Source organism: Streptomyces sp. NPDC102402, assembly GCF_044765765.1.
Classification (GTDB): domain Bacteria; phylum Actinomycetota; class Actinomycetes; order Streptomycetales; family Streptomycetaceae; genus Streptomyces.
Genome location: NZ_JBIWKR010000015.1, coordinates 35,360 through 59,432, shown reverse-complemented (window position 1 = coordinate 59,432; position 24,073 = coordinate 35,360). Strand labels below are relative to the sequence as shown.

General features: G+C 70.0%; 22 protein-coding genes and 1 pseudogene. 10 read left to right on the top strand and 13 right to left on the bottom strand.

Annotated elements, in window-relative coordinates; all coding sequences use genetic code 11:
- Positions 1-123 precede the first annotated feature (123 nt).
- The 4 genes from ACIRJR_RS30595 to ACIRJR_RS30580 all read left to right on the top strand — a co-directional run bounded on the left by ACIRJR_RS30595 (position 124) and on the right by ACIRJR_RS30580 (position 3,488).
- Complete coding sequence (locus tag ACIRJR_RS30595) at positions 124-1,023, top strand: metallophosphoesterase family protein (protein ID WP_403786590.1); 900 nt, start codon at positions 124-126, stop codon at positions 1,021-1,023.
- Positions 1,020-1,691, top strand: coding sequence for a 4'-phosphopantetheinyl transferase (locus ACIRJR_RS30590; protein ID WP_403786588.1), 672 nt, complete (start codon positions 1,020-1,022; stop codon positions 1,689-1,691). Before ACIRJR_RS30595 ends, ACIRJR_RS30590 begins: the two co-directional genes overlap by 4 nt.
- A 166-nt stretch (positions 1,692-1,857) precedes the next feature.
- Positions 1,858-2,610 carry an SDR family oxidoreductase gene (locus ACIRJR_RS30585; protein WP_403786586.1) on the top strand — a complete coding sequence of 251 codons (753 nt, stop codon included), beginning with the start codon at positions 1,858-1,860 and terminating at the stop codon, positions 2,608-2,610.
- 179 nt (positions 2,611-2,789) lie between these two features.
- Positions 2,790-3,488: a TetR/AcrR family transcriptional regulator gene (locus ACIRJR_RS30580; protein ID WP_403786584.1), complete on the top strand. Its 699-nt coding sequence runs from the start codon at positions 2,790-2,792 to the stop codon at positions 3,486-3,488.
- 66 nt (positions 3,489-3,554) lie between these two features.
- Here the strand turns inward: ACIRJR_RS30580 and ACIRJR_RS30575 are convergent, their stop codons facing one another.
- Positions 3,555-3,932, bottom strand: a complete 378-nt coding sequence (locus ACIRJR_RS30575) for a tetratricopeptide repeat protein (protein ID WP_403786582.1) — start codon at positions 3,930-3,932, stop codon at positions 3,555-3,557.
- Positions 3,933-4,053: 121 nt separating this feature from the next.
- On the opposite strand from ACIRJR_RS30575, the gene ACIRJR_RS30570 reads away from it, so the two are divergent.
- A complete protein-coding gene (locus ACIRJR_RS30570; RefSeq protein WP_403786580.1) occupies positions 4,054-5,019 on the top strand; it encodes a pirin family protein in 966 nt (321 codons plus the stop codon).
- A gap of 519 nt (positions 5,020-5,538) precedes the next feature.
- Here the strand turns inward: ACIRJR_RS30570 and ACIRJR_RS30565 are convergent.
- A complete protein-coding gene (locus ACIRJR_RS30565) occupies positions 5,539-6,564 on the bottom strand; it encodes a glutathione-independent formaldehyde dehydrogenase (protein WP_403786578.1) in 1,026 nt (341 codons plus the stop codon).
- A gap of 441 nt (positions 6,565-7,005) precedes the next feature.
- Between ACIRJR_RS30565 and ACIRJR_RS30560 the strand changes: the two are divergent.
- Together ACIRJR_RS30560 and ACIRJR_RS30555 are read left to right on the top strand one after the other, a co-directional pair.
- A pseudogene (locus ACIRJR_RS30560) lies at positions 7,006-7,535 on the top strand (transposase).
- A 29-nt stretch (positions 7,536-7,564) separates the two neighbouring features.
- Positions 7,565-7,651, top strand: a complete 87-nt coding sequence (locus tag ACIRJR_RS30555) for a tryptophan-rich sensory protein (RefSeq protein ID WP_403786751.1) — start codon at positions 7,565-7,567, stop codon at positions 7,649-7,651.
- Positions 7,652-7,876: 225 nt separating this feature from the next.
- Here ACIRJR_RS30555 and ACIRJR_RS30550 read toward each other — a convergent pair whose 3' ends face one another.
- On the bottom strand, positions 7,877-8,455 hold the full coding sequence (locus ACIRJR_RS30550; protein ID WP_403786576.1) for a fasciclin domain-containing protein: 579 nt from the start codon (positions 8,453-8,455) through the stop codon (positions 7,877-7,879).
- 574 nt (positions 8,456-9,029) lie between these two features.
- Here ACIRJR_RS30550 and ACIRJR_RS30545 point away from each other — a divergent pair.
- Together ACIRJR_RS30545 and ACIRJR_RS30540 are read left to right on the top strand one after the other, a co-directional pair.
- A complete protein-coding gene (locus ACIRJR_RS30545; RefSeq protein ID WP_403786749.1) occupies positions 9,030-9,248 on the top strand; it encodes a hypothetical protein in 219 nt (72 codons plus the stop codon).
- 89 nt (positions 9,249-9,337) lie between these two features.
- Positions 9,338-9,520: a DUF6480 family protein gene (locus tag ACIRJR_RS30540; protein ID WP_403786574.1), complete on the top strand. Its 183-nt coding sequence runs from the start codon at positions 9,338-9,340 to the stop codon at positions 9,518-9,520.
- A gap of 405 nt (positions 9,521-9,925) precedes the next feature.
- Here the strand turns inward: ACIRJR_RS30540 and ACIRJR_RS30535 are convergent, their stop codons facing one another.
- From ACIRJR_RS30535 to ACIRJR_RS30510, 6 genes are all read right to left on the bottom strand, one after another.
- A complete protein-coding gene (locus tag ACIRJR_RS30535; RefSeq protein ID WP_403786572.1) occupies positions 9,926-10,810 on the bottom strand; it encodes a MurR/RpiR family transcriptional regulator in 885 nt (294 codons plus the stop codon).
- Between the two features lie 215 nt (positions 10,811-11,025).
- Positions 11,026-12,300, bottom strand: coding sequence for a cyanophycinase (locus ACIRJR_RS30530; protein WP_403786570.1), 1,275 nt, complete (start codon positions 12,298-12,300; stop codon positions 11,026-11,028).
- A 325-nt stretch (positions 12,301-12,625) separates the two neighbouring features.
- Positions 12,626-13,828 carry a M20 family metallopeptidase gene (locus ACIRJR_RS30525; protein WP_403786568.1) on the bottom strand — a complete coding sequence of 401 codons (1,203 nt, stop codon included), beginning with the start codon at positions 13,826-13,828 and terminating at the stop codon, positions 12,626-12,628.
- Positions 13,825-14,577: an amino acid ABC transporter ATP-binding protein gene (locus ACIRJR_RS30520; RefSeq protein WP_403786747.1), complete on the bottom strand. Its 753-nt coding sequence runs from the start codon at positions 14,575-14,577 to the stop codon at positions 13,825-13,827. Before ACIRJR_RS30520 ends, ACIRJR_RS30525 begins: the two co-directional genes overlap by 4 nt.
- A gap of 8 nt (positions 14,578-14,585) precedes the next feature.
- The gene (locus ACIRJR_RS30515) at positions 14,586-15,542 is read right to left on the bottom strand and encodes an amino acid ABC transporter permease (protein WP_403786566.1); all 957 of its coding nucleotides are present in this window, start codon (positions 15,540-15,542) and stop codon (positions 14,586-14,588) included.
- Between the two features lie 2 nt (positions 15,543-15,544).
- Entirely contained in the window at positions 15,545-16,507 is a 963-nt protein-coding gene (locus tag ACIRJR_RS30510) for an ABC transporter substrate-binding protein (protein ID WP_403786564.1), read from the bottom strand.
- Positions 16,508-16,774: 267 nt separating this feature from the next.
- Between ACIRJR_RS30510 and ACIRJR_RS30505 the strand changes: the two genes are divergently transcribed.
- Complete coding sequence (locus ACIRJR_RS30505) at positions 16,775-17,833, top strand: hypothetical protein (protein ID WP_403786562.1); 1,059 nt, start codon at positions 16,775-16,777, stop codon at positions 17,831-17,833.
- 72 nt (positions 17,834-17,905) lie between these two features.
- Here the strand turns inward: ACIRJR_RS30505 and ACIRJR_RS30500 are convergent, their stop codons facing one another.
- The 4 genes from ACIRJR_RS30500 to ACIRJR_RS30485 are packed head-to-tail and all read right to left on the bottom strand — an operon-like array spanning position 17,906 to position 23,977.
- Positions 17,906-20,050 carry an alpha-galactosidase gene (locus ACIRJR_RS30500; RefSeq protein ID WP_403786560.1) on the bottom strand — a complete coding sequence of 715 codons (2,145 nt, stop codon included), beginning with the start codon at positions 20,048-20,050 and terminating at the stop codon, positions 17,906-17,908.
- On the bottom strand, positions 20,050-22,140 hold the full coding sequence (locus ACIRJR_RS30495) for a beta-galactosidase (protein WP_403786558.1): 2,091 nt from the start codon (positions 22,138-22,140) through the stop codon (positions 20,050-20,052). Before ACIRJR_RS30495 ends, ACIRJR_RS30500 begins: the two co-directional genes overlap by 1 nt.
- The gene (locus ACIRJR_RS30490; protein ID WP_403786556.1) at positions 22,137-23,033 is read right to left on the bottom strand and encodes a carbohydrate ABC transporter permease; all 897 of its coding nucleotides are present in this window, start codon (positions 23,031-23,033) and stop codon (positions 22,137-22,139) included. The genes ACIRJR_RS30495 and ACIRJR_RS30490 overlap by 4 nt, the downstream gene beginning before the upstream one ends.
- The gene (locus tag ACIRJR_RS30485) at positions 23,030-23,977 is read right to left on the bottom strand and encodes a carbohydrate ABC transporter permease (protein ID WP_403786554.1); all 948 of its coding nucleotides are present in this window, start codon (positions 23,975-23,977) and stop codon (positions 23,030-23,032) included. Before ACIRJR_RS30485 ends, ACIRJR_RS30490 begins: the two co-directional genes overlap by 4 nt.
- Positions 23,978-24,073: the final 96 nt, after the last annotated feature.

Sequence of the window (24,073 nt, the reverse complement as noted above, 5' to 3'; positions counted from 1 at the left end):
TGCGCCGGGCCTGCCCCCTCCACCGCGTTCCCCGGGGCGACGCGTCAAATCATCCCGGGCGGGTGAAGGGCCTGCACGTCGGGCGATGCGGCCCCGGGCCGCGACGGAAGCTAAATTCGGGCCATGAGTTCCATGACCGAGCCCGCAGCTCACCGGCCGAACGGCCGGCTCCTCGCCGTCAGTGATCTCCATGCGGGGATCGCCGACAACCGTCCCATCGTCGAGGGGCTGCGCCCGTCGTCCGACGAGGACTGGCTCATCGTCGCGGGCGACGTGGCGGAGCGGGCGGACGAGGTGGCGAGTGCGCTGGAACTGCTGGCCGGGCGGTTCGCCCACGTGGTGTGGACCCCTGGCAACCACGAGTTGTGGACGGTGGACAGGGATCCCGTACGCCTGCGTGGCCTCGCGCGGTACGAGCACCTCGTCCAGGTGTGCCGTGAGCTGGGTGTGACGACGCCCGAGGACCCGTACCCCCTGTGGCAGGGCGCGGACGGTCCTGTGGCCGTGGCCCCGGTGTTCCTCCTGTACGACTACACCTTCAGGGTTCCGGGGGCGGAGACCAAGGAGGAATCCCTGGCCCGTGCCCACGAGGCGGGCGTCGTGTGCACCGACGAGTACCTGCTGCATCCCGACCCCTACCTCTCCCGGGACGACTGGTGCCGGGCCCGGGTGGCGCTCACCCAGCAGCGCCTGGCCGCACACGACCCGGACATCCCCCTCGTGATCGCCGGGCACTGGCCGCTGCTCCGCGAGCCCACCTCGGTGATGTGGTACCCGGAGTTCGCCCAGTGGTGCGGCACGGAACTCACCGCCGACTGGCACCGCCGTTTCCGTGTCGCGGCCGTCGTCTACGGGCACCTCCACATCCCCCGCACGACCTGGCACGACGGCGTGCGGTTCGAGGAGGTCTCGATCGGCTACCCCCGGGAGTGGCGCAAGCGGGGCCACCCGCGCGGTCTGCTGCGGCAGATCCTCCCGTACGACGGCCGGCAGCCCGCCGACGCTGAGGGCGACGGCTCGTGATCGAACGGCTTCTTCCCGCGAACGTGGCCTGCGCGGACACCTATGAGGCTGACGCTCCGCCGGGCGATCTCTACCCGGAGGAGGCGCTGCTGGTGGCCAACAGCGTGGAACGCCGCCGACAGGAGTTCGCTGCGGCACGTGCGTGCGCCAGACGGGCCATGGCCGCCCTGGGGCTGCCCCCGTCGCCCGTGCTGCGCGGGCACCGTGGCATGCCGCTGTGGCCCGACGGCACGGTCGGGAGCATGACGCACTGTGAGGGCTATCGCGCGGCGGCCCTTGCCAGAACGTCCGGCATACGCGCGGTGGGCATTGACGCCGAGCCGCACGAACCGCTTCCGTCCGAGGTGTGGGAGATGATCGCGCTGCCGTCGGAACGGGAGCGACTGTCCGAGAGGACCGACGAGAAGGCCGTCCATTGGGACCGGCTGTTGTTCAGCGCCAAGGAGAGCGTCTTCAAGACCTGGTTCCCGCTCACCCGGATCGAACTCGACTTCGACGAGGCGGACATCAGCTTCCGTCGGAGTCCGGGACCCGCCGTCGAAGGCACGTTCCGCGCGGATCTCTCTCTGACCGTGCCTGGGATGCCGCAGTCGTACGAGGGCAGATGGCTGGTCGACGGCGGCTTCGCGGTGACCGCGATCGCGCTTCCCGTCCCATCCGCTCCGTGACTCCTTCCCGGAGCGGGTGCCCTCGGGCGCTGACCGCGGTCTCGCGAGCCCGAATGCGAGTAGCGTTGATACGGCCAATGGGTAGCATCGATACTCCTATGGTGTTAGCGTTGCTCTCCAGGGTTCGTGGAACCGATGGCATTCTTCTTGCGACTGGAGCGACGTCATGACCGAACAGCGCGCCGACACCCCCGCCCGCAGGGTCGCTCTCGTGACCGGGGGGTCGCGAGGCATCGGCCGCGGGAGTGCCGAACGGCTGGCGGCGGACGGGTTCGCGGTCGTCGTCAACTACGCGGGGAACAAGGCGGAGGCCGAAGCGGCGGTGGCGGCGGTCGTCGCGGCGGGCGGCGAGGCCGTGGCGCACCAGGCGGACGTCGCGGACGAGGTGGCGGTCGCCGCTCTCTTCGACGCCGCCGAAGAGGCCTTCGGCGGCGTGGACGTGATCGTCCATGCCGCGGGCGTCATGTCGCTCGCCCCGCTGGTCGACCTCGATCTGGACGCGCTGGACCGGATGTACCGCACCAATGTCCGCGGCACCTTCGTCGTCGGCCAGCAGGCGGCCCGCCGTCTGCGCGGCGGCGGGGCGATCATCAACTTCTCCAGCTCGGTGCTGGGGCTGGCCATCCCCGGATACACGGCGTACGCCGCGACCAAGGGGGCCGTCGAGGCGATGACGCTGATCCTCGCCCGTGAGCTCCGCGGCCGCGACATCACGGTCAACGCCGTGGCCCCCGGGCCTACCGCCACCGCCCTGTTCCTGGACGGCAAGGACGAGGAGACCGTCGCGAAGCTGGCCGCGCAGCCGCCCCTCGAGCGGCTCGGCGCTCCCGACGACATCGCGGAGGTCGTCGCCTTCCTCGCCGGCCCGGCCCGCTGGGTCAACGGTCAGGTCTTGCGTGCCAACGGCGGCATCGTCTGACAGGGACTGCTCGCGGCCCGGGCCCACCCCGGTCCGCCGTCCTGATGAGGAGTACGAGCCATGCCCCCGGTCGCCGTGAAGTACGTGACCCGCATGCCGCGAGGAGCGTCCCGCGTGGCCGGCGGCCCCCACGGCCACTGTCCGCACCACCCTGCACGGCACTTGATAGCGTCCGTCCGGTGAGCAGTACACGAGCACGCATCCTCGACGTCGCGGCCCGGCTGGTCGCGGAGTCCCCTGACGGGGACATCTCCACGCGTGCCGTGTGTGAGGCCGCGCAGGTCGGAGCACCGGCGCTCTACCGGCACTTCGGGGACAAGGAAGGGCTGCTGGCGGCCGTCGTCGACCATGGTTTCGACGCCTACCTGGCGACCAAGAGGGAGCGTGGCCGGACCACGGACCCCGTCGAGGATCTCCGCAACGGATGGGACAGCCACATCGACTTCGCCCTCCGTAACCCGAATCTGTACCGCTTGATGAATTCCCCTGCGATGAGGACCCCGCCGGCGGCCGCCTTCGAGTCGCACCGCATCCTGACGCGTGACCTGGAGCGGGCGGCCGAGCAGGGGAGGCTGCGCGTCACGCCCGAGCTGGCCGCTCAGATGATCATGTCGGCCACGACCGGCGTCGCGTTGATGCTGGTCTCTCGCCCCGCGACCTTCTCGGACGCCGGGGTGTCCGCGCGGGTGCGCGACGCGGTGCACGCCGCCGTCTTCACGCCGGACGCGCACGCCGGTGAGGAACAGGACGTCGAAGTCCCCTCCGCGGCGGCCCGACTGGGTGCCCTGCTGCGCCGGTCGCACGGCTCCGGCCTGAGCACGGCCGAGTCGGCGCTGATGACGGAGTGGCTGGACCGGGTGTCGAACGCGGAGCGCTGACCGGCCGCAGCCGGCGCCGGGGAGCGGTGCCTTCGCACCGCTCCCCGGCCCCGTCGCGCGAGGGTCTCACCCCCGGTCCTGCCGGCCGTGCTCGGCAGACCCGGGCTCGAGATCCCCGGCCATCGCACGGGCCAGGCGCAGATGAGGAGCCGCCTCCGCACTCCGGCCCTGGCGTTCGAGGGTGCGCCCGAGCATCAGCCGTGCGTAGTCCTCGACGGGATCGAGCTCCAGCACCTCCCGCAGCTCCGCCTCCGCCTTGGCGAGCCGGGCCGAGTGGTAGTAGGCGCGCGCCAGCAGCAGTCGCGGCGCCACCTGCTCCGGCACCTCCTGGACCAGTCCGCCCAGGATCCGGGCAGCGGTCTGGTACTCCTTCGCCTCGAAGAACAGCTGCGCCCGGTCCCAGCGGTCGGCCGGTGTGCCGAACTCGTAGTAGGTGTCGTCCACTTCTCCTCCTCGGCCGGAATGCTTCCAGGTCCGTCAACACGCCGAGGTAGTTAAACATTCCACTAAATTTTGGGCGTGGACGACCGGCGCTCACAGACCGCACGGGAATAGGTTGTGCGCCATGAGCAATCTCGATCGCCAGGCCTCCCCCTCCGTCTGCGGGGGGCGTGGCTTCGTCGTCGCCGAACCGGTACGAGAACTCCTCACTCCGCGCCACGTCCGGCTCGGCGAGTCCACCGAGGTACGCAGACTGCTGCCCAACCTGGGCCGCCGCATGGTCGGCGCCTGGGCGTTCGTGGACCACTACGGCCCGGACGACATCGCGGACGAGCCGGGGATGCAGGTGCCGCCGCACCCCCACATGGGCCTGCAGACGGTCAGCTGGCTGCACGACGGAGAGGTCCTGCACCGCGACAGCCTGGGGAGTCTCCAGCGGATCCTCCCGCGCGAACTGGGGCTGATGACCTCCGGGAGGGCCATCAGCCACTCCGAGGAGAGCCCGAAGCCGCATGGGAGGTTCCTGCACGGGGCCCAGCTCTGGGTGGCACTGCCCGACGCCCACCGGCATGTCGAGCCGCACTTCCAGCATCACGCCGACCTGCCCACCGTCACGGCGCCAGGCCTCACCGCGACCGTCATCCTGGGTGAACTCGACGGTGCCGTGTCACCCGGCACGGCCTACACGCCGATCGTCGGAGCCGACCTGGCCCTCACGGACGGCGCCGAGGCCCGCCTGCCGCTGGATCCCGACTTCGAGTACGCCGTGCTCTCGATGTCCGGCGAGGCCGAGGTCGACGGCGTCCCCGTCCTGCCCGGCTCGATGCTCTACCTCGGCTGCGGCCGAACCGAACTGCCACTGCGCGCGGTCTCCGACGCCGGGCTGATGCTTCTCGGCGGTGAGCCGTTCGAGGAGGAGGTCGTCATGTGGTGGAACTTCATCGCTAGATCCCACGACGATATCAGCAGGGCGCGCGAGGACTGGGTGAAGGGGGTGAGGTTTGGGGATGTGAACGGGTATGCAGGGGCGCGGCTCTCCGCTCCGGAGCTACCGCCGGGGCCCTTGAAGCCGCGGGGTCGTACTCGCTGAGCAGGGCCTTATGGGGATCCAGAGGTCAGCGGAAGTGGGGCGTGGACCGCACCTGACTGTCAGGTGTGAATTGCTGCTGCAAGTTTGCTCTGCGATACCGTCCGGGGCTGGCTTCCAGGCGGAGGTGTCGCCATGTGTGGGCAGGCCTAGCCGGACCAATGCTGACCCAATGCTGACTTTGCTGATGGGTAGTCAGCTAACTGTTATTCGTCCAGGCGTGCGCTCGACCCCACACCGAACAGTCCTGGAGCGGCAGACTTGTCGGGGCAATGAGCTGTGGCCGCCCGGCTTCCTGCGCTCTGCCAGGGAGCCAGGCCGGAACCAGGTTGAGGCCGAGGTTCGTTTGAAGGGATCCCACAAATTGACTTGGCTGTGGCAGAGGGGACGTCGGCGTGTGGACCGCGCGCTCGTTCGCGCCGTCCAACCTGCGTCGTGGGGTTGTCGCCTCCCTACCCCCTGAACAACTGCCTCGGCCGGTTCGGTTCGGAGGATACGGGCGGGATGGCAGCCCCGGGAGCCTTACCGCTTGTGACCGTTGCTGTGTCCGTTGGGGTGCAGGACTACCTTGGTCCAGCCCTCGTCGCGGGCGTCGAAGTGCTTGTAGGCGGTGGGGGCTTCGTCGAGGCCGAGTTCGTGGGAGACGATGAAGCTCGGCTTTGCCTTGTCGCCGGCGATGAGGTCGCGCACCGCCCGGTTGTACCTCTTCACGGGTGCTTGTCCGGTCCCCATGTGCTGGCCCTTGAACCACATCATGCCGAAGTCGATGGGGACCTTGCCCTGTGCCTCCAGCTTCCCTTGGGCTTTTTCGCCGCCGGGGTCCTCGGGCAGGAACACGCCCACGACGCCGAGGTCGCCGGTGAACCTGACGGAGTCGATCAGGCCGTTAAGTGTGAGGCCGGCGTCCTCGTGTCCCTGGGGGTCGTGTGCCTGGTAGCCGGCGCATTCGCAGCCGTTGTCGGCGCCCAGGCCGAGGGTGGCTTCCTTGACGACTTCTGCCGGATCCTGCTCGGCGGTGTTGATGGGGATGGCGCCGATCTCCTCCGCCTTGCGCAGCCGGTCGGGCTGGTGGTCGGCGACCCAGACGCGTCCTGCGCCCTTGATGAGGGCGGAGTAGGCCGCCATCAGGCCGACCGGGCCGGCTCCGAAGACGACGGTCTGGTCGCCTGGTTTGACGTGGGCCATCTCGGCGAATCCGTAGGCGGCTCCGGCGAGGGCCGGTTCGGGCTGCATGGTCAGGCAGTAGTTCGTCAGGCCCCGTTCGCACTGCTTGCAGAAGCCGCAGGCGATGTTGAAGGGCAGGACCACGTACTCGCCGACCTGGACCTTGCTCACGGCCGATCCGACCTCGACGACCTGGCCCATGTTCTCGTGGCCCAGGGTGCGACCGGACTCGAACGAGGTGCGCCCCTCGTACATGTGCAGGTCCGAGCCGCAGATGTTGGTGGCGGTGATTTTGACGATGATGTCGCAGGGGTGCTCGATCTTCGCGTCCGGCACGTCCTTCACCGTGACCGTACGCGGGCTCTCATATACCGCTGCTTTCATGATCGCTTCTTTCGGCGCCGCGGCATGACCGCAGCGCGGCTGCGATGGAGGCGCAGCACGCAGCCCGACTCTCGCGCGGTGGTACGACGGAGTCTTCGGCTCCGGCACGCCTCGGCGGGCCGCCCACCCGGTTCAGGTGCGCGGTGGCACCACGGCCGGACCGCCAGTAGGAGCCCAGGCGGCCCTAGCATGCACATTTTGCCCATATCCATAGAAACCCTTGCTAAACGACTGTGCGTCGGCCGGGCAACGCGGGGGATTCTATGGATCCAGGCGGCCGTCGAGCGGCGGCACGTCTCCGGTTCAAATCACCTGCTACGCGTCGTGGTCGTCCTGGAGCATCTGGCGGCGTTCCTGTTCGCGCTTGGAGTATGCGGATGCCCGGATCGCTTCGTCGCTCTCCAGGCCCGAACCCAATGCGCCTCCCACGGTGGCCGTCGAATGACGCCGTCGCACGCCAAGACCTGGTCGCAGCGCGGGCGGACCCCGGTGGAGCGGGTCCGCGGCCACTCACGCAGACGGATATCGATCGCCGCGCTGACCTGCTACAAACCCGGCCACCGATCCCGGCTGATCTACCGGCCGCGACGGGACGACGGCCGGCGCGACGGGCGCAAGAGCTTCTCCTGGCGCGACTACCGGGACCTTCTGACCGCAGCCCACCAACAGCTCGGCGGCCCAATCGTCCTCATCTGGGACAACCTCAACGTCCACAAAGCCGCGGACTCCGGGAGTTCGCCGCATCCCGCGACTGGCTGACCATCCACTACCTGCCTGCATAAGCACCCGACCTCAGCCCCGTCGAAGGCATCTGGTCCCTGCTACGTCGCGGCTGGCTCTCCAACGTCGCCTTCTCCACGCCAGAACACCTCATCCGCACCCTCCGGAGCGGCCTACGGCACATCCAGTACCGCAGCAACCTCATCGACGGCTGCCTCACCGAGACCGGCCTGACCATCAAATCCGCATGACGACACCACGAGTTAAACCTCAGTAGGTCTTGACGGGCAGGGCCTTAACGCCGTACGCCATGTGGTGCTGCTTTGCTACCGCTCTCAACGTCAGCATTGTGCGTAGAAACCGGTGATCGCACACAGCGCGTGCCTACCAATGGCTCCCCAGCCGACCGCTCCAGCAGAGTCCGCCACCTTTCGGCTAATCGCAGACCGATGAGGCTGCCTTTTACGCGAAGAGCCTGCGGAGACCTTTGGCGGAGCAGCGGGGGAGTAGCGCTGTGTCACGGCGTGCGAAGCGGGTCCGGGTCGTAACCATGAGCCGTGGACCACCACTGCACTCACTGTGCTGCGCGCGCCTACTTGGGCATCAGGACCGTATCGATGAGCTCTACCGTGGCGTTGGCAGTGGGGATGCCACCGCAGACGATCTTCGCGGAGTCGTTCACGGTGAAGGAGTCGCCGGATCCCGAGGTGGTGAGTTTGCTGCCCTCCAGAGTCGTGAAGTCCCCCTTCGCGAGATCCTTCTGAGTGACGTCTTGGTCCACGACGTGATACTTGAGGACCTTCGCCAGCTGAGCCTTATCGGCGAGCAGTGCGTCCAGGTCTGCCTTCGGGATCTTCTCGAACGCCGCGTTGGTCGGAGCGAACACCGTGATGTCCTTGGCGTTGTTCAATGTGTCGCCCAGGCCCGCAGCCTTTACTGCAGCGGCGAGCGTCTTCAGCTCCGGGTTGTTGGCGGCTGCGGTCGCCACCGGGGTACTCGCCATGTCACTGAGGCTGCCCTTCCCTTCCTGCGGAAGGGAGGAACAGCCAGGTCCGAACGGTTGTGTGCCGGTGTCGGCGGACGCGACCGGAGCAGCGATCCCGATCGCGACAGGAAGTACGGCAGCCGCTGCAGCAGTAGCTAGCGTGCGACGGATGTGGGTGACATGCATGAGATCTCTCCTCCTCGAAGAGGTCTGGCTACACGGATGGAAGATGCCGCAGACTCACAGAGTCAGAATTGGCTTTGCGCGCGTCTTCCTGAAGGAACCTTCGAGGGTCCGCTGGAACCCAGCCCCTTTAGCGTCACATGAATTCCCCCTCACCGCGCAGGAAGCACGTGGCCAGCAGCACCACAGTCTGACCGCGAGGCGTAATCGATCGACGGCATACGGTTCCGATGGGCCCTGGAGCAAGGCCAGCGACCCAAGACAGCCGACGAGATCCTCAACTCTCTCGCCTACTACCTCGCCAAGGTCGGAACCACCGGCCAGAAAACCGAGCACAACTAACCCTCAGGATTTCTGGCGCATCACACTAGCCGCAGGAAGACGACGGCAACGGAACAAGCGCTCTGTTCCAGTACATCCGTGCACGGAAGGCGGCCTTCTTGGAGCCGGTTCATTCTGCTCCAACACGTGCGGGCGATCTCGTCGCTGTCACTGCGCCATCTGGCTTCCACCGAAGGCGCCTCTACGAATGCTGTGGTGCTATGACACCGATTGCCAGGCAAAGGGAGAGATGATCGTGATCGTCAAGTCGCTTAACGCTAGTGGTCTGCGCAGCGAACACTGCTACACCGCAGGCTTCGCGTCCATCGCTGCTTCGTACGTTGCCTGGGCGGTGTCCGAGCAGGCCGAGAGCGCCGGAGTGGACCGTGCTGACCGATGGGGGATCTTCGTGGGCCATTGGGCCCCCACCTTCTTCGCCCTGGGTCTCGCTCTGGCCAACTACGAGCGCGATTGAACTGCCGTGCGGCGAGCCCAGTCGCCGCTCGCCGCACCACGAAGGACGTCCACAGTGCCGTTACGGCCGTAAGGGATGACCCTGGAGCGATGGCAGAAGCCCCTGTACCCCCTGAAGAGACGCCTCCAGTCGAGGGCTCGACTGCTGAGGCTCATGAAGAACGCCCGGATGGGGGGCTTCAAGAGCATCCCCATATCTGGCTATGGTTGATCGCGCTGGGCGCCGTACTGGTCGCAGGCTTTTTCGTCGCACGAATGGTCGCGTTGCAATAAAGCCCGAGCGCCCGCCTTAGCAGGAGACCAACGGGTGCGCGGAAAGGTGGGGGAGTCCAGAACGACCCTGTTCGGCCGCGGTGCGCGTGTACCCCGACTACTCCCGGATCTATCAGCACTTCCTCGACCTCCCCGACGAGTTCGCCGCCGCGCCCGCGCCTGGTTCAACTGCCCCACCGCGACCTGGGCCCTGTCACCCGCTACCTGGGGACCGACGTACTCTCGGAGCACCTGCTGCGGCAGGCCCCCGCCCGATCCCGCCGACGACACGGCGTCGAGGAGTTGAAGTCCAAGGTTGTGGCAGACCGGCCTGCCGGTCTGCCACAACCGCGGCAGGCCGAACGTCGCTCCCGGCCGCCGCGAAACGCGTTCGGGCCGCCGGCCAATCCGCCGGACGCGGCCGGGTCAGTAGAGACCTGCGCGCCGGGCGACGTCCTCGCCGTGCTGCATCCGGCGGCGCGCGTCGTCGCCGAGGGCGGTGATGACGCCGGCGACGACGGTCTCGAGGACGGCGAGGGTGGGGACGAGGCTGTCGTAGGGGGAGGGTGCCGCGACCCGGCTCGGCAGGACGACCTCGGCGTGCGGCGCGGCGGGCGAGAGCCAGGTGTCAGTGAACAGGATGACCTTGCCGCCGTGTTCTTGGACGAGGGCGGCGACGGTGGTCGCGTCGGCCTCGTAGCGGCGGTAGTCGAAGACGACGAAGACGTCCCGCCGGGCCAACGCGGCGAGGATGGCGGTGCGTTCGACGTCGCGATCCGGCAGAAACCGTACGTCGTCGCGGAGTTGCATCAGGTGTAGACCGAGGTATTGGGCGAGGAGGTGCGTGAAGCGCCCGCCGACCAGCGTGATGCGGCGCTTGCGGTCTGCGAGGAGCCGGACAGCGTGCTCGAAGTCGTGCGGCGGGAGTTCGGCGAGGGTCGCGGTGAGCGCACCGGTGAAAACCTCGCTGCCGTGGCGCAGGAGGGCGGAGTCCTGGTCGTCGCCGTCCCCGCTCGTCTTCTCGGCGCGCGCGTACCCGGTCGTCTCGTACAGCGACAGCGGAGAGGCGTTGCGCGCGTCGAGTTCGTCGCGCAGGGCGGCCTGGAAGTCGGGGAAGCCCCGGTAGCCGAGCCGGTTCACGAACCGGATCACCGTCGGCGCGCTGACGACGGCCCGCTTGGCGAGCACCGCGACGGTCTCGAACCCGGCCGCCGGATAGCCCGCCAGAAGCACTCGCGCGACCTTGCGCTCGGCCGGGCTCAGCTCGCCCAGCTTCTGCCGGATGTCGTCGGCGAGCGCGCCAGAGGCCATGGTGTTCGATCCCTTCGGGGTGTGCGGGCTGTCCGGCGAGCCTACTGGCGTGGAGCGTCCGCGGACGACGCCCGGCCTGCCCCGGCCACGGGGTAGGCCGGGCGGGCAGGAGTCGGTGCCGGGTGTATGGGCGGCATCGAGCGGGGCGGAGCTGGCGGTCCGGCGCCGCCCCGCCCGGTTGGCCGGCCCCCTACCGCCCGGGGCTGTCGGCGCGGCTACTCGGAGGTGATCCGGATGCCGAGACCGGTCAGGGTCTGCGGTGCGGCGGCGTCCTTGCCCCAGGCGACGAAGCCGGGCGCCTTGTCGAACGTGACCGTGAACCGCGGCCCGTCCTCGTACGTCGTCGCCGCGGCGGTGCGCTGAGCGCGGGTCGCGGCCAGGGCGCGGGCGGTGTCCAGGAAGGAGTACGGGACGCCGTCGGGGTTGCCGACGGAGTAGAAGACGTCGCCGTTCACGGGCACCGGCGCGGTCGACCGGGGCAGGAGCGGCCGCTTGCCCGGGGCGGGCAGGGTAAGCCACGTCCGGGGAGCGTAGCGGTCGCCGTCGGTGAGGTAGCTGTAGCGCACACCGCTCACGGACCAGGCCCCGGCTTCGGTCCCTTCGATTCCTCGCGCCCTCCGCAGGTCGAGCACGGCGACGCCGCGCGGGCCGAGCACCCGCACCCGCTCGCGCGTGCTGCCCGGGTGCTCTATGACGAGAGCGGTGTTCTCCTCCAGTGCGTACACCCGGTCGTTCCCGGTGTCCGCGGCCAGCCGTATCGCCCGCCCCTCCCGGCCGTACGCCCCGGTGTGCGTGTCGATCAGCCCCGACCGCAGGAACCCGAACCCGCCCTCTGGCTCGTACCCGAGCACGGTCGGCTCATCGAAGTACCCCGGGCTGCTGCCGTCCCGCAGCCCCTCGTACGACTCGCCGCCCGTCACCATGTCCTTGCCGGCCGCGATCTGCGCGCCCGCGCTCGACCCGGAGACGACCGCGCCCGCCCGGAGTTTGGCGCGGATCGCCGCGAGTACCTTGGTGTCCTTGTGCGCGGGGCCGTTCAGCAGCGTCATCAGGTAACGCGACTGGTCACCGCCGCCGAAGAAGAACCCGCTCATCGAGTTCACCTGCCGGACGACGGCGGCGTCGTCCGCGTTCGCTACGTGGTCCAGATCGATCGGGATCCACTGCGCGTCCGCCGCGCCGTGCGACTTGAACAGGCCGGCGTAGTACGCCCCGTTGCATTTGGAGTTGGAGCACAGTTCGGGGTCCGCGGCGTCCGGGTCTTGGCTCTCCGGCACGGATGCGGCCGTGATCACGCCGATCCGGGCGGTCGCGCCGCCGGCGCGATTGATGATCTCGCCGTAGACCTGCTTGTTGTCGTCCTTCAGGCCGCCGCCGACGAGGACGAGGGAGCCGTCGTGTCCGTTGCCGCCGTCGGCGGCGGCCGTGGGGGCGGTCACCAGGGTGAGGAGGAGGGCGGTGGCGCAGGCGGTGAGGGTGGAGCTGGTCATCAGAACCTCCTGGTTGGGGAAACAGCTCGACCTGCACTCGAGGTCGAGGGCGAGCCCACAAGGGCTTCACCGGGCCGGCGAGAAGTGGCGTTCCTCAGCCCGGTGGGGGGTGCCCCCTGCTCGAGCGAAGCCGAGAGCGGGGGAGTTTGAGGCCACCGGGCGGAGCCGCGAATCCCCGTTGCGCGGGGCGGGCGGGACGTTAGGGCTGCAAGCGTCGCTGTGCGCTCGGCACGTCGGGCTGTGCCCACCCGTTCCGCCCTGCGGACGATTGCCCCCAGCCAGGGGGAGCCCGCGTGCCGCGTGAGCTGGCCTGGCCGCAGACAGGTCAGTCGGTGTGGGTGGTGCCGAGGGAGGCGACTAGGCCGGCGAGGAGAGCGACCCGCGCCGGGACCGTGGTCACGTCGAGCCACTCCTCGGGAGTGTGGTCCGCGCCTCCGACGGGCCCGAGCCCGTCGAGGACGGGCACACCGACCCCGGCGATGATGTTCGCGTCACCGACACCCCCTGTCGCCGCCGCACCGAACGACAGTTCCCACTGCGCCCCGACCGAACGTGCTTGGGCGAGCAGCCCACGCACCGCACCCGTCGCCTCCATCGGCGGACACAGATCGACCTGCCGCACCTCGACGGACGTCCCAGCGACCACCGGCACCGCCGCTGCCGACTCGATCGCGGCGCGGGCCCAGGACATCCCCTCCGCGGTCGCCGACCGCACCTCGACCTGCAACTCCGCTGCCGGACAGACGATGTTGGTGCGCTCGCCAGCCCGGACGACCCCGACGTTGACGGTGACATCCGGCCAACGCCCGTTCAGCGCCTGCAACTCGACGACGAGGTGCGCCGCGGCCAGCGCCGCGTTCGCCCCCCGCTCCGGCTCGATCCCGGAGTGCGCGGCTCGCCCGGTCACGGTGAGCAGGAAGTCCGCGACCCCCTTGCGCGCTACGACGAGATCCCCGTTCTCCCGCGCGCACTCCAGCGCCAGCGCACAGTCCACGCCCCGCGCCACCCGCTCGGTGACCGCCCGGGAAGACGGCGAGCCGATCTCCTCGTCGGGCGTGGCGAGCAGGACGAGTTCGGCGTACTCCGTGACCCCCTTCGCAGCGAGGATCTCCAGCGCGGTGATTCCGGCGAGCAGTCCACCCTTGTCGTCGCTGACGCCGGGCCCGTGGGCGAACCGACCGCGCCGCGAGAACGGCCGCGCGGCGGCGGTCCCGTCGGGGAAGACGGTGTCCATGTGGGCGGCGAGCAGCACCCGCCGCCCCCCGTCCTCGGGGGCGAGCGAGCCGCGCCGGCGCGCGACGAGGACGTCCCCCGCGTCCGGTCCGCCCCGCACCCGCTCCACCTCGAACCCGGCCCCCGCCAACCGTCGGGCCGTCCAGTCCGCGACCCGGTTCACCCCGGCCGGGCTGTACGACCCGGAGTCGATAGCGACCAGCTCCGCCAGAGAGGACAGGTACCCCTCCAGGCGCGACTCCGCGTCCGCAAGGAGCCGACCCGTGCGGGCCCCCTGCCGCGAGGGCGCGGTCACAGCACCTTGGAGAGGAACGCGCGGGTGCGCTCCTGCTCTGGTTCGACCAGGATCCGGCGGGGGTCGCCCGCCTCGACGACCACGCCGTCGTCCATGAATACCGCGGTGTCGCCGACCTCGCGGGCGAAGCCGATCTCGTGGGTGACGACGACCATGGTCATGCCGTTGGCCGCCAACTGCCTCATGACGTCCAGGACGTCACCGACCAGCTCGGGGTCGAGCGCGGACGTCGGCTCGTCGAAGAGCATCAGCTTGGGCTTCATCGCGAGGGCCCGGGCGATCGCGACCCGCTGCTGCTGGCCGCCGGAGAGCTGGGCGGGGTAGTGCCCGGCCCGGTCCCCGAGGCCGACCTGGTCCAGGAGTCGGCGGGCGTCCTCCCGCGCGGTGGCCGTAGAAGCGCCGCCGACGCGGACGGGCGCCTCCATGATGTTGCGCTCGGCGGTCAGGTGCGGGAAGAGGTTGAACCGCTGGAACACCATGCCGATGTCACGGCGATGGGCCGCGATCTCCTTCTCCCGCAGCTCGTGCAGCCTGTCGCCGCGCCGCCGGTAGCCGACGAGGTCGCCGTCGACGGCGAGCTTGCCGCCGTCGATCTTCTCGAGGTGGTTGATGCAGCGCAGGAAGGTCGACTTGCCCGACCCGGAGGGGCCCAGCAGGCAGCAGACCTCGCCACGTTCGACGGTCAGGTCGATGCCCTTGAGGACCTCGAGCTTCCCGAAGTGCTTGCGCACGCCTTGGGCGTGCACCATGGGCGCGCTCAACGCATTGTCTCCTTCGCGTTCTTCGGACGCCCACCGACGAGCCGCGCCCTACCGAGCAACCGCCCGAGCGCTGTGGCCCGTTCCGTCCGCCCCGTGCCCCGTCCGTACCGTCGCTCCAGCCACGCCTGCGGAACGCTCAGCAGGCTGACCAGGGCCAGGTACCAGAGAGACGCGACGACGAGCATCGGGATGACCTGGTAGTTCTGCGCGTACACGTCCTGGATGTTGGACATCAGGTCGTGCGCGGCGATGACCGAGACCAGCGCGGTCATCTTGAGCATGTTGATTGTCTCGTTGCCCATCGGCGGGATGATGACCCGCATCGCCTGCGGCAGCACGATCCGGCGCATGGTCAGCGCCGGCCGCATGCCGAGCGAGTGGGCGGCCTCGGTCTGGCCGACGTCGACGGACTGGATGCCGGCCCGGACAATCTCCGACGCGTACGCCGCCTCGTTGAGGCCGAGGGCGAGCAGGGCGGCGACCGTCGGGGTGAGCAGGTCGTTGGTGTCGGCCTGCACGAACGTGATGTCCGTGAACGGGACGCCGATCTTCACGTGCTGGTACAGCGCCCCCGCGTACCCCCAGAAGATGATCTGGACGAGCAGCGGGGTGCCGCGGAACACCCACACGAACAGCGACGACATGCTGAGCAGCACCGGGTTCGACGACAGCCGCATGACCGCGACGAGGGTGCCGAGGGAGAGCCCCAGGGCCATCGAGGCGACGGTCAGCCAGAGGGTGGTGGCGAGCCCGTCGAATATCAGGTCGGCGAAGAGGTAGTTGCCGACGACGTCCCATCGCAGGTTGGCGTTGGTGGCGAGCGAGCCGACGAGTCCGGCCAGCGAGAGCAGCGCGGCGCCCGCAGCGATCCAGCGGCCCCAGTGGCGTACGGGGACGACGGTCAGGTCCTCGTCGGCCGTCGTCCGCGGCACGGTGTCGAGTGTGGTGGTCATCTCTAGTCGACCGCCGCGTTCCTGGTGGCTTCCTTGACCGCGATGGAGCCGACGCCGTACTTGTCGAAGATCTTGGCTGCGGTGCCGTCGTCGATGAGCGACTGGAGGGCCTTCTGGATCCCGTCGGTCAGCTCGGGGAGCTTCTTGGAGACCGCGATGCCGTTCGGGGAGGCGTTGTAGCCGCCGGTGGCGGCCGGGTCGTCGACGACCTCGAAGGTGGCGCCGCCGTCGGCGGTCTTCGCGGTCCAGCCGGCGGCCGGCTTGGTGAGCACCTGGGCGACGACCTTCTTGGCGCGCAGGGCGAGCTGGGCGTCGGAGTCCTTCGGGAAGGTCTGGATGTCGATCTGGCCGCTGCCGCCGGCCTTCTTGCAGGCCTTCTGGTGCCCCTTGAGCAGGTCGAGCTGGTTGGTCGCGGCCTGGACGGCGACCTTCTTGCCGCACAGGTCGTCGAGCGTGGTGATCTTCTCCGGGTTGCCCCTGGCGACCAGGATCCCGGAGCCGGAGACGGAGTAGTCGACGAAGTCGACGACGGCCTGCCGCTCCTTGTTGTCCGTCATCGCGGACATCGCCACGTCGAACTTGCCGGCCTGGATCGCGGGCACGATCCCGTCGAACTTCTGCGGGGTGAAGGCGAACTTCACGCCGAGCCGGGCGCCGATGGCCTGGCCCAGGTCGTAGTCGAGACCGGTCAGTTCGGGCTTGCCCTCCTCGACGAACATCTCGAAGGGCGCGTACGGCACGTCGGTGGCGACCCGGACGGTGCCGGAGGCCTTGATGGCGGCCGGCAGCGCGTCGTGCTGCGTGGCGTCCTTCTTGACGCTCACGCCGGCGATCTCGACGGCGGCGGGCGCCTTCGCGGAGGTCTTCTCCGTGGTGTCGTCCCCGCCGCAGGCGGTGAGCGTCAGTAGGGCCGAGACCGTCACAGCGGCGACAGAGGCGCGGCGAGGCAGATGTGCGTACTTCACGATGGTTCCCTCCCGAGGAGTGTCAGCCGCCGATGACGTGACGTCCGTGCACCGCAGTCGGCTTGGATGTGAAGTTACACATAGCGATGTTGTTTGAACAGATGTAATGAACGTTACGTTCATGTCACGGCGCGGTGCGCCACTCGAAACACGGACGCAGGACGGTATCCGCGTTACATCTGTTCATCGCACCTGGGCATCTGTACCTTCCATCACCATCGGCCCTCGTCGGCGTGGTCGACCCCCTCCATCCCCCGGGAGAACTCCGTGTCCCTACGTCCCACCGGCCGCCTGGCCGCCCCTCTGACCTGTCTGGCCACCTCGCTGGCTGTCCTGCTCTCCACCGCTGTCGTCTCCGCGCAGCCGGCCGAGGCTGCCGCGAAGAGAGTGAGACTCGGCAGCGCGTCCGACGTCTCGCGCACCACCTGGTCCGGCCCCGCCTACACCATGAACGGCTCCGGCGCGGTCATCCCCGCCACCATGACCAAGGCCATCGACGCGATCCGCGGCGGCACCGGCAGCCTCGACGTCGTCGTCCTCGCCGCTTCCGCCCCAACCTCCGGCAGCCAGACCCCCGAGTGCGACGCCACCATGCGCCTGGCCGGGGTCAACTCCTGCACCACCTGGACCCTGGGCACCCGCAACGACGGCAACAACAGCCAGGCCAACACCGACATCCGCAACGCCGAGTTCGTTTACTTCGCGGGCGGCGACCAGTGCAAGTACGCGGACTGGAAAGGCACTGCACTCCAGAACTCGGTGAAGTCCGTCGTCGCCAAGGGCGGCGGTTCCGGTGGCGGCAGCGCCGGCCACCACATCAACAGCGCCGTCGTGTATGACGCCTGTGAGGGGAGCGTCACATCGGACGAGGCGCTCTACGACCCCTACGACCCGTACATCACCTTCACCACCGGCATGTTCAACTGGGCGAACTACGCCAACACCATCAACGACTCACACTTCCAGGAACGCGACCGCATGGGCCGCACCATGGCCTTCGTCGCCCGCGCGATCGAGGACGGCCTCACCACCGGCGGCGCCGCCTGGGGCGTCGGCGTCAACGAGGGCGGCTCCCTCTTCATCGACAAGAACGGCCAGGCGACCGCCGCCGGCGCCGACACCTTCGTCGTCCTCGGCGACCACCGACCCGAGCGGGCCGACCCCGACCGCTACCTGACCTACTACGACTACAAGATCTGGCGCCTGCGCCCCGGCGCCACCTACGACTTCAGGAACCGCCCCACCTGCGGGTACTATCTCCGCAGCATCGACACCGGCGTGCCGGACGGCAACCTCTACAGCGGCACCCCCGTCACCTCCTGCTGAGGCGGCTCACACGAAAGAGCGCGGCGGGAGGCCCCTTCCTCCCGCCGCAGCCGGCACGCACAATCTCCGAGGTCACACCTCCCGGCGCACCGTGAGCATCCGGCTCGCGTACTCCCCGGCCGGCAGCTCCGCCGCGAGACCGTGCGCGGCGAGCGCTGCCCCGGTGCGGACGACGCCAGCCGGAAGCGTCCCGCTGTCGTCGTCGACGTGGTAGACGGCCCCAGGGTCGAGCCCGCGCAGCCGCAGCCGGGGAACGGGCACCCCGCCCGTCGGCCCCACCCGCCACTGCAGGACGACCGACTCCGCACCGTCCCGCGCCACGTACTGAACGGCGTGCGACACGTCTCCCGGCGAGCCGAGCCGGTACTGGTCACCATGCTGGACCGTCTCCCGCACTGCCTTGTACCGCGCGACGAACGCCGCCGCCTCGTCGAGCTCGTCCGCCGACCAGCGGGTGAGGTCGCCACCCACGCCGAGGACCCCGGCCATCGCGCTGTGGAAGCGGAAACCGAGCGGCACGGACCGCCGGGTGAACGGGTTCGGGCTGTCCGTGACCCACGCCCCCATCACCTGCGCGGGATACACCTGCGAAAAACCATGCTGAATGGCAAGCCGGTCCACCGCGTCGGTGTTGTCCGACACCCACGCCTGGTCCGTCCGGGCCAGGCTCGCCAGGTCGACCCGCCCGCCGCCGCCCGAGCACGCCTCGATCCGCAGTGCGGGACGCGCGGCCCGCAGCCGGTCGAGGACCCGCTGGGTGCCGAGCGCGTGCTCCACGAAGACCCGCCGGGCGTCCGTCAGGCCGCCGGTCGAACCCGCCTCCGTGAAAGACCGATTGAAGTCCCACTTCAGGAAGTCGACGTCGAACGCGTCGACCGTCCGCACCAGCCACTCCAACGCCCACTCGGCGACCTCGGGCCGCGAAAAGTCGAGGACCAGCTGGTTGCGCAGGGTGTGCGCAGTCCGGTCGGGCAGGTGCAGTACCCACTCCGGCCGGGCGCGGAACAACTCGCTGTCGGGGTTGACCATCTCGGGCTCCACCCACAGCCCGAACCGCATCCCCAAGCCGTGCACGTGGTCGGCCAGCGGCCGCAGCCCGTCGGGGAACACACCGGGCCTCGCCGTCCAGTCGCCGAGCCCCGCCCGGTCGCTGTCGCGCGCCCCGAACCACCCGTCGTCCACGACGAACAGCTCCGCACCGATCCCGGCGGCCAGATCGGCCAAGTCCCGCTGGTTGTCGAAAGTGACGCCGAACGCCGTCGCCTCCCAGGAGTTGTAGAGGACCGGCCGCAACTCGTCGGCCGCAGGCAGGACAGTGGCACGCGTGTACGCGTGCCACCCCCGCGACGCCCCGCCGAAGCCACCCGCCCCGTACTGCCCGGCGCTGACCGGCGTCGTCCACGTCTCGCCCGGGGCGAGGGCGAGTTCGACGCCCTCGTGCCCGCTGCCGGTGAGCACACTGCACCGGCCCTCCGCCGACCGCACCACCGTCGTCCGCCAACTCCCGGACGTGGCGAGCGCGACGGTCCACACCTCGCCGCTCTCCTCGGTGGCGCCCCCGCCGTCGAGGGTCACCCAGGGGTTGCCCTGGTGGCCGGTGTGCCCGCGCCGGCTGCTCCACGTCGTCTCGCCCACGGAGAGCGGCGTCCGCCGCAGCTGGAACTCACTAATCCAGCGGCCGTGCACGGAGCCGGCCCGGTACTCCGGGAGCACCGGCAGGTTCCACTGGGCTGCCGCGTGCCGCACCAGCGTCAGCGGCTGCTCGCCGTGCCCCCCGGTGTGCCGCAGCTCCGTCCAGCGCTCGATGACCGCGCGGTCCCGGTGCACCCGGTAGTGCAGCCGCCACCCCAGCGGCCGCCCGGTGTCACGCAGGCTGACGGTCAATTCCGCGCCCTCGGCGTCCTCCTGGACGGCGTAGCCATCCACGACCGGCTCGACCGAGCCCGTGCCGTCCGCGTACCGCACGTCGAGGGCGGGCGGCGCGAACCGCACCTGGCCGTCGACGGCCAGCTCCTCCGTCCCGTCGAGCGGCGAGTGGAAGCTGTTCCCTTCGGCGTCCGGCTCGAACGCGGCCACCGCGTCGGCGAGGGTGAGCGGCCCGCCCCAGTGCAGGGTGCGGACGGTGCCGGCCCCGGTGTCGACGCGCAGCGCGTAGGCGGTGGGGCCCGCGTGCAGGAGGACGGTCCCCGAGGGGCGGTCGGTCTCGATCAGCGGCATCAGGCGCCCTCCCCGTAATTCACGGCGCGCTCGCCGGGAGCCACCGGGGACTCCCGTACGACGACGACGTCACCGGCCGGGACGGTCACCGAACCCGTGAGCGCCGAACCGTCGATCCGGGTGCACCCGTCCCCGACAGGAACGACCGCATCGGCGTCGGTGTGGTTGACGAGGAAGAGGTACCCGCGGTCCCCCGCGGCACGCCGAACGGCCTCGACGCCCGGCGGAACCTCTGCCACCGCCGCCACCCCGGCCTCCCCGCACGCCTCGCCGAGAAGCGCCCGCAACGCCGGCGCGGGGAGCGCCGCCGCCGCGTACCAGCCGGCCCCGCCGCCGTAGGCGTGCCGGGTGACCGCCGGATCGCCGCGCGCCGGACCGCCCTCGGGCCCCTCGGCGAACCGCAGCCGGGCGGTGCAGCCGCGCGACTCGACGCGCTCGGTCCACACCGCCGCGCGCGAACCGTCGGAGAGGAGCGCTGACTCGCCCACCCGCAGCGGCAGGTACTCGTCGACGACGAGCCCGAGCAGCTCGCGGAACGCGCCGGGGTGACCCCCGCCACGAATCCGGTCGTTGACGTCGACCGCCCCGCTGAACGGGCCGATCACCGCGTGCCCGCCGCCGCGCACGAACGCGTGCAGGGACTCCGCGTCGGCGTCCGTCACCAGGTACTGCGAGGGCGCGAGGACGACCTTGTACGGGGTGAGGTCCGCGTCCGGCGCGATGAGGTCGCAGGTGATGCCGAGGTCCCACAGGGCCCTGTACCAGTCGCGGACCGCGTCCAGGTACCGCAGCCGCTCCGAGGGGCGCGCCTCGAGCTCGAGCGCCCACCAGGCGTGCCAGTCGAAGAGCAGCGCGACCCGCGCGGCCACCCGGGTGCCGCGCACCTCCGACAGCTCCGCGAGCTCGGCGCCGAGCGCGGCAACCTCGCCCCAGGTGCGGGTCTCGGTACCTCCGTGCGGCAGCATCGCGGAGTGCCACTTCTCGGCGCCCGCTCGGGACTGCCGCCATTGGAAGAACATGATGCCGTCGGCGCCGCGCGCCAGGTGGGTGAGGCTGTTGCGGCGCATCTCGCCGGGCGCCTTCGGCACGTTGACCGGCTGCCAGTTGACCGCCGACGTCGAGTGCTCCATGAGCACCCAAGGCCGCCCGCCGGCCATGCCCCGCGCCAGGTCGGCGTTGAGCGCCAGGTCGACGTGGTTGCCCGGATCGGCCGCGACCAGGTAGTGGTCGACGGAGACGATGTCGGACTCGCGGGCGAAGGCGTGCCCGTCGACCTTCTTCTCCAGGGTGCCGAGCAGGTTGGTCGTCAGCGGGATGCCGGGGCCCAGCTCGCGCAGAAGCGCGCTCTCGGCCCGGTGCCGGGCGAGCAGCGCGTCGGAGGAGAAGCGCCGGTAGTCCAGTTCCTGGCCTGGGTTGCGGAACGCGGTGGTCTCGCTCGGCGGGTCGATCTCCGACCATTCGCCGTAGCGCTGCCCCCAGAAGTCCGTGCCCCACATTTCGTTGACCCGGTCCAGGGAGGTGTACCGCTCGCGCAGCCACTTTCGAAACGCCGCCCCGCTGGCCTCGCAGTAGCAGAGCGCGTTGTGGTTGCCCCACTCGTTGTGGACGTGCCACATGACCACGGCCGGGTGGTCGGCGTACCGGCTCGCCAGCGCGGTCACCATCGCGTCGGACGCCCGCGCGTACGCCGGGCTGCTCGGGCAGAACGCCTGCCGGCTGCCGTGAGTGAGCCGGGTGCCGGCCGCGGTCTGCGGGCGCGCATCGGGGTGAGCTTTGCTGAACCACGGCGGGGGAGCGGCGGTCGGCGTCGCGAGGTCGACGGCGATGCCGCCCGCGTGCAGCAGGTCGAGGACGGTGTCGAGCAGCGTCCAGTCGTACCCCCCGGGGCGGGGCTCCAGGCGGGACCAGGAGAACACTCCGACGGTGACGAGGTTGACCCCCGCCTCCCGCATGAGCCGCACGTCCTCGGGCCAGATGTCGGCCGGCCACTGCTCGGGGTTGTAGTCGCCGCCGTAGGCGATCCCGCCGAGCCGGTCGGTGAGAGCGCCCAGCGGGTCTGTGCCGTCCGCGGTGCGTGTCGCGCCCGTCATGACTTCACTGCCCCCGCGGCAAGACCCGCGCGCCAATAGCGTTGGAGCAGCAGGAACGTGATCACGATCGGCACCACCGACACCAGCGCGCCGACCAGGGTCAGCGTCTGCAGACCGGGCGCCCGGCTGGTCTGCGACTGCCAGGTGAACAGGCCGAGGGTGACCGGGTAGAGACGCTCGTCCTGGAGCATGATCAGCGGCAGCAGGAAGTTGTTCCAGATGACGACGAACTGGAACAGGAAGACGGTCACCAGGGCCGGGGACATCATCCGCAGCGCGATCGACCGGAAGATCGTCCACTCGCCGGCCCCGTCGATCCGGGCGGCCTCGATGACCTCCTCGGGGATGGACGCGACGGCGAAGATCCGCGACAGGTACACCCCGAACGGACTGACGATGCTGGGCAGGAACACCGACCAGAACGAATTGGTCGCGTCCACCTCGGCGAACAGCAGGAACAGCGGCAGCGCGAGCGCCGTCGCGGGCACCAGGACACCGCCCAGGACGACGGAGAAGACCGCCTCGCGGCCCTTGAACGCATAGACGGCGAGAGCGTATCCGGCCATCGCGGCGAGCAGGGTGCCCACGGCCGCGCCGAGCCCGGCGTACAGCAGGCTGTTGCCGAGCCAGCGCAGGTAGATACCGTCCTGCTGGCTGAACAGCGCGCTCAGGTTCTCGCCCAGGTGCCAGTCGGCCGGCAGCAGTCCCGGCGTCGTGACCAGGTCGCTCTGGCTCTTCGTCGACGACACGATCAGCCAGTACACCGGCAGCAGCATGTATCCGGCGACCAGCACCATGAACACGAACGCCGGCACGGCCGCCAGATTCCGGCCGCGCTTGGGGCCGTTCGGCGCGGGAGCGTGCGCCCCCTCGGTACGGGTCAGGAGAGTCATTTCTGCCCCCTGGCAGTGAGGCGGAGGAACAGGAAGGACAGCACGAACGTCGCCACCGCGAGCAGCACCGACAGGGCCGCCGACTCGCCGTAGCGGTCGGCCGCGGCCAGCGAGTACGCGGCCAGGTTCGGCGTGTACGTGCTGGTCACGCCGGTGGAGATGGCGCGGAACACCTGCGGCTCGGTGAACAGCTGGAAGGTCCCGATGAGCGAGAACACCCCTGTGAGCACCATTGCGGGCCGGATGATCGGCACCTTGATCCGCAGCGCGATCGTCCACGCGCCGGCCCCGTCCACCCGCGCCGCCTCGGAGAGGTCGGCGGGCACGGCCTGGAGCGCCGCGTACATGATCAGCATGTTGTAGCCGGTGTACGTCCAGGTCACGACATTGCCGATGGAGAACAGGATCGCGCCGGGCCCGAGCAGGTCGACGTCCACGCTCACCGAGCGGAGCAGGTCGACGATCGGCGAGAGCCGCGGGTCGTACAGGAACGCCCACATCAGGGCGGCGACGACGCCGGGGATGCCGTACGGCACGAAGTAGACCAGGCGGAAGAACCGCTTGAGGCGGCCGACCGCGGAGTCGAGCAGCAGGGCCAGGGCCAGGGCGAGCGCCAGCATCACCGGGATCTGCACGAAGGCGAAGAGCAGCACCCGCAGCAGGCTGTCGGTGAAGAACGGCTCGGACATAACATCGCCGTACTGGCGGAAGCCCGCGAACACCGTCTCGGTGCGGCCGAAGGTGCCGCCGACGCGCTCGGTGGCGTGCAGGCTCTGCCAGAACGCGTAGCCCACCGGGACGATCGTGAACAGGACGAACGGGATCAGGAAAGGGGCGAGGAACGCGAGCGGGGCGAGAGTGCGGCGCGGGGCTTTCGCCTTCGCCGCCGTCCGCGTCAGCGGGCCGGGCGCTTCCGGCACGGCTGTGGTGGTGGGGGTGGTCATCACCGGTGACTTTCCGGTCGGTGGACTATCGGGGCGAGAGGCGTACGGGCCGCCCCACCGCCGCCGGGGGAGCGGGGCAGAGGGGCGGCCGTCCGT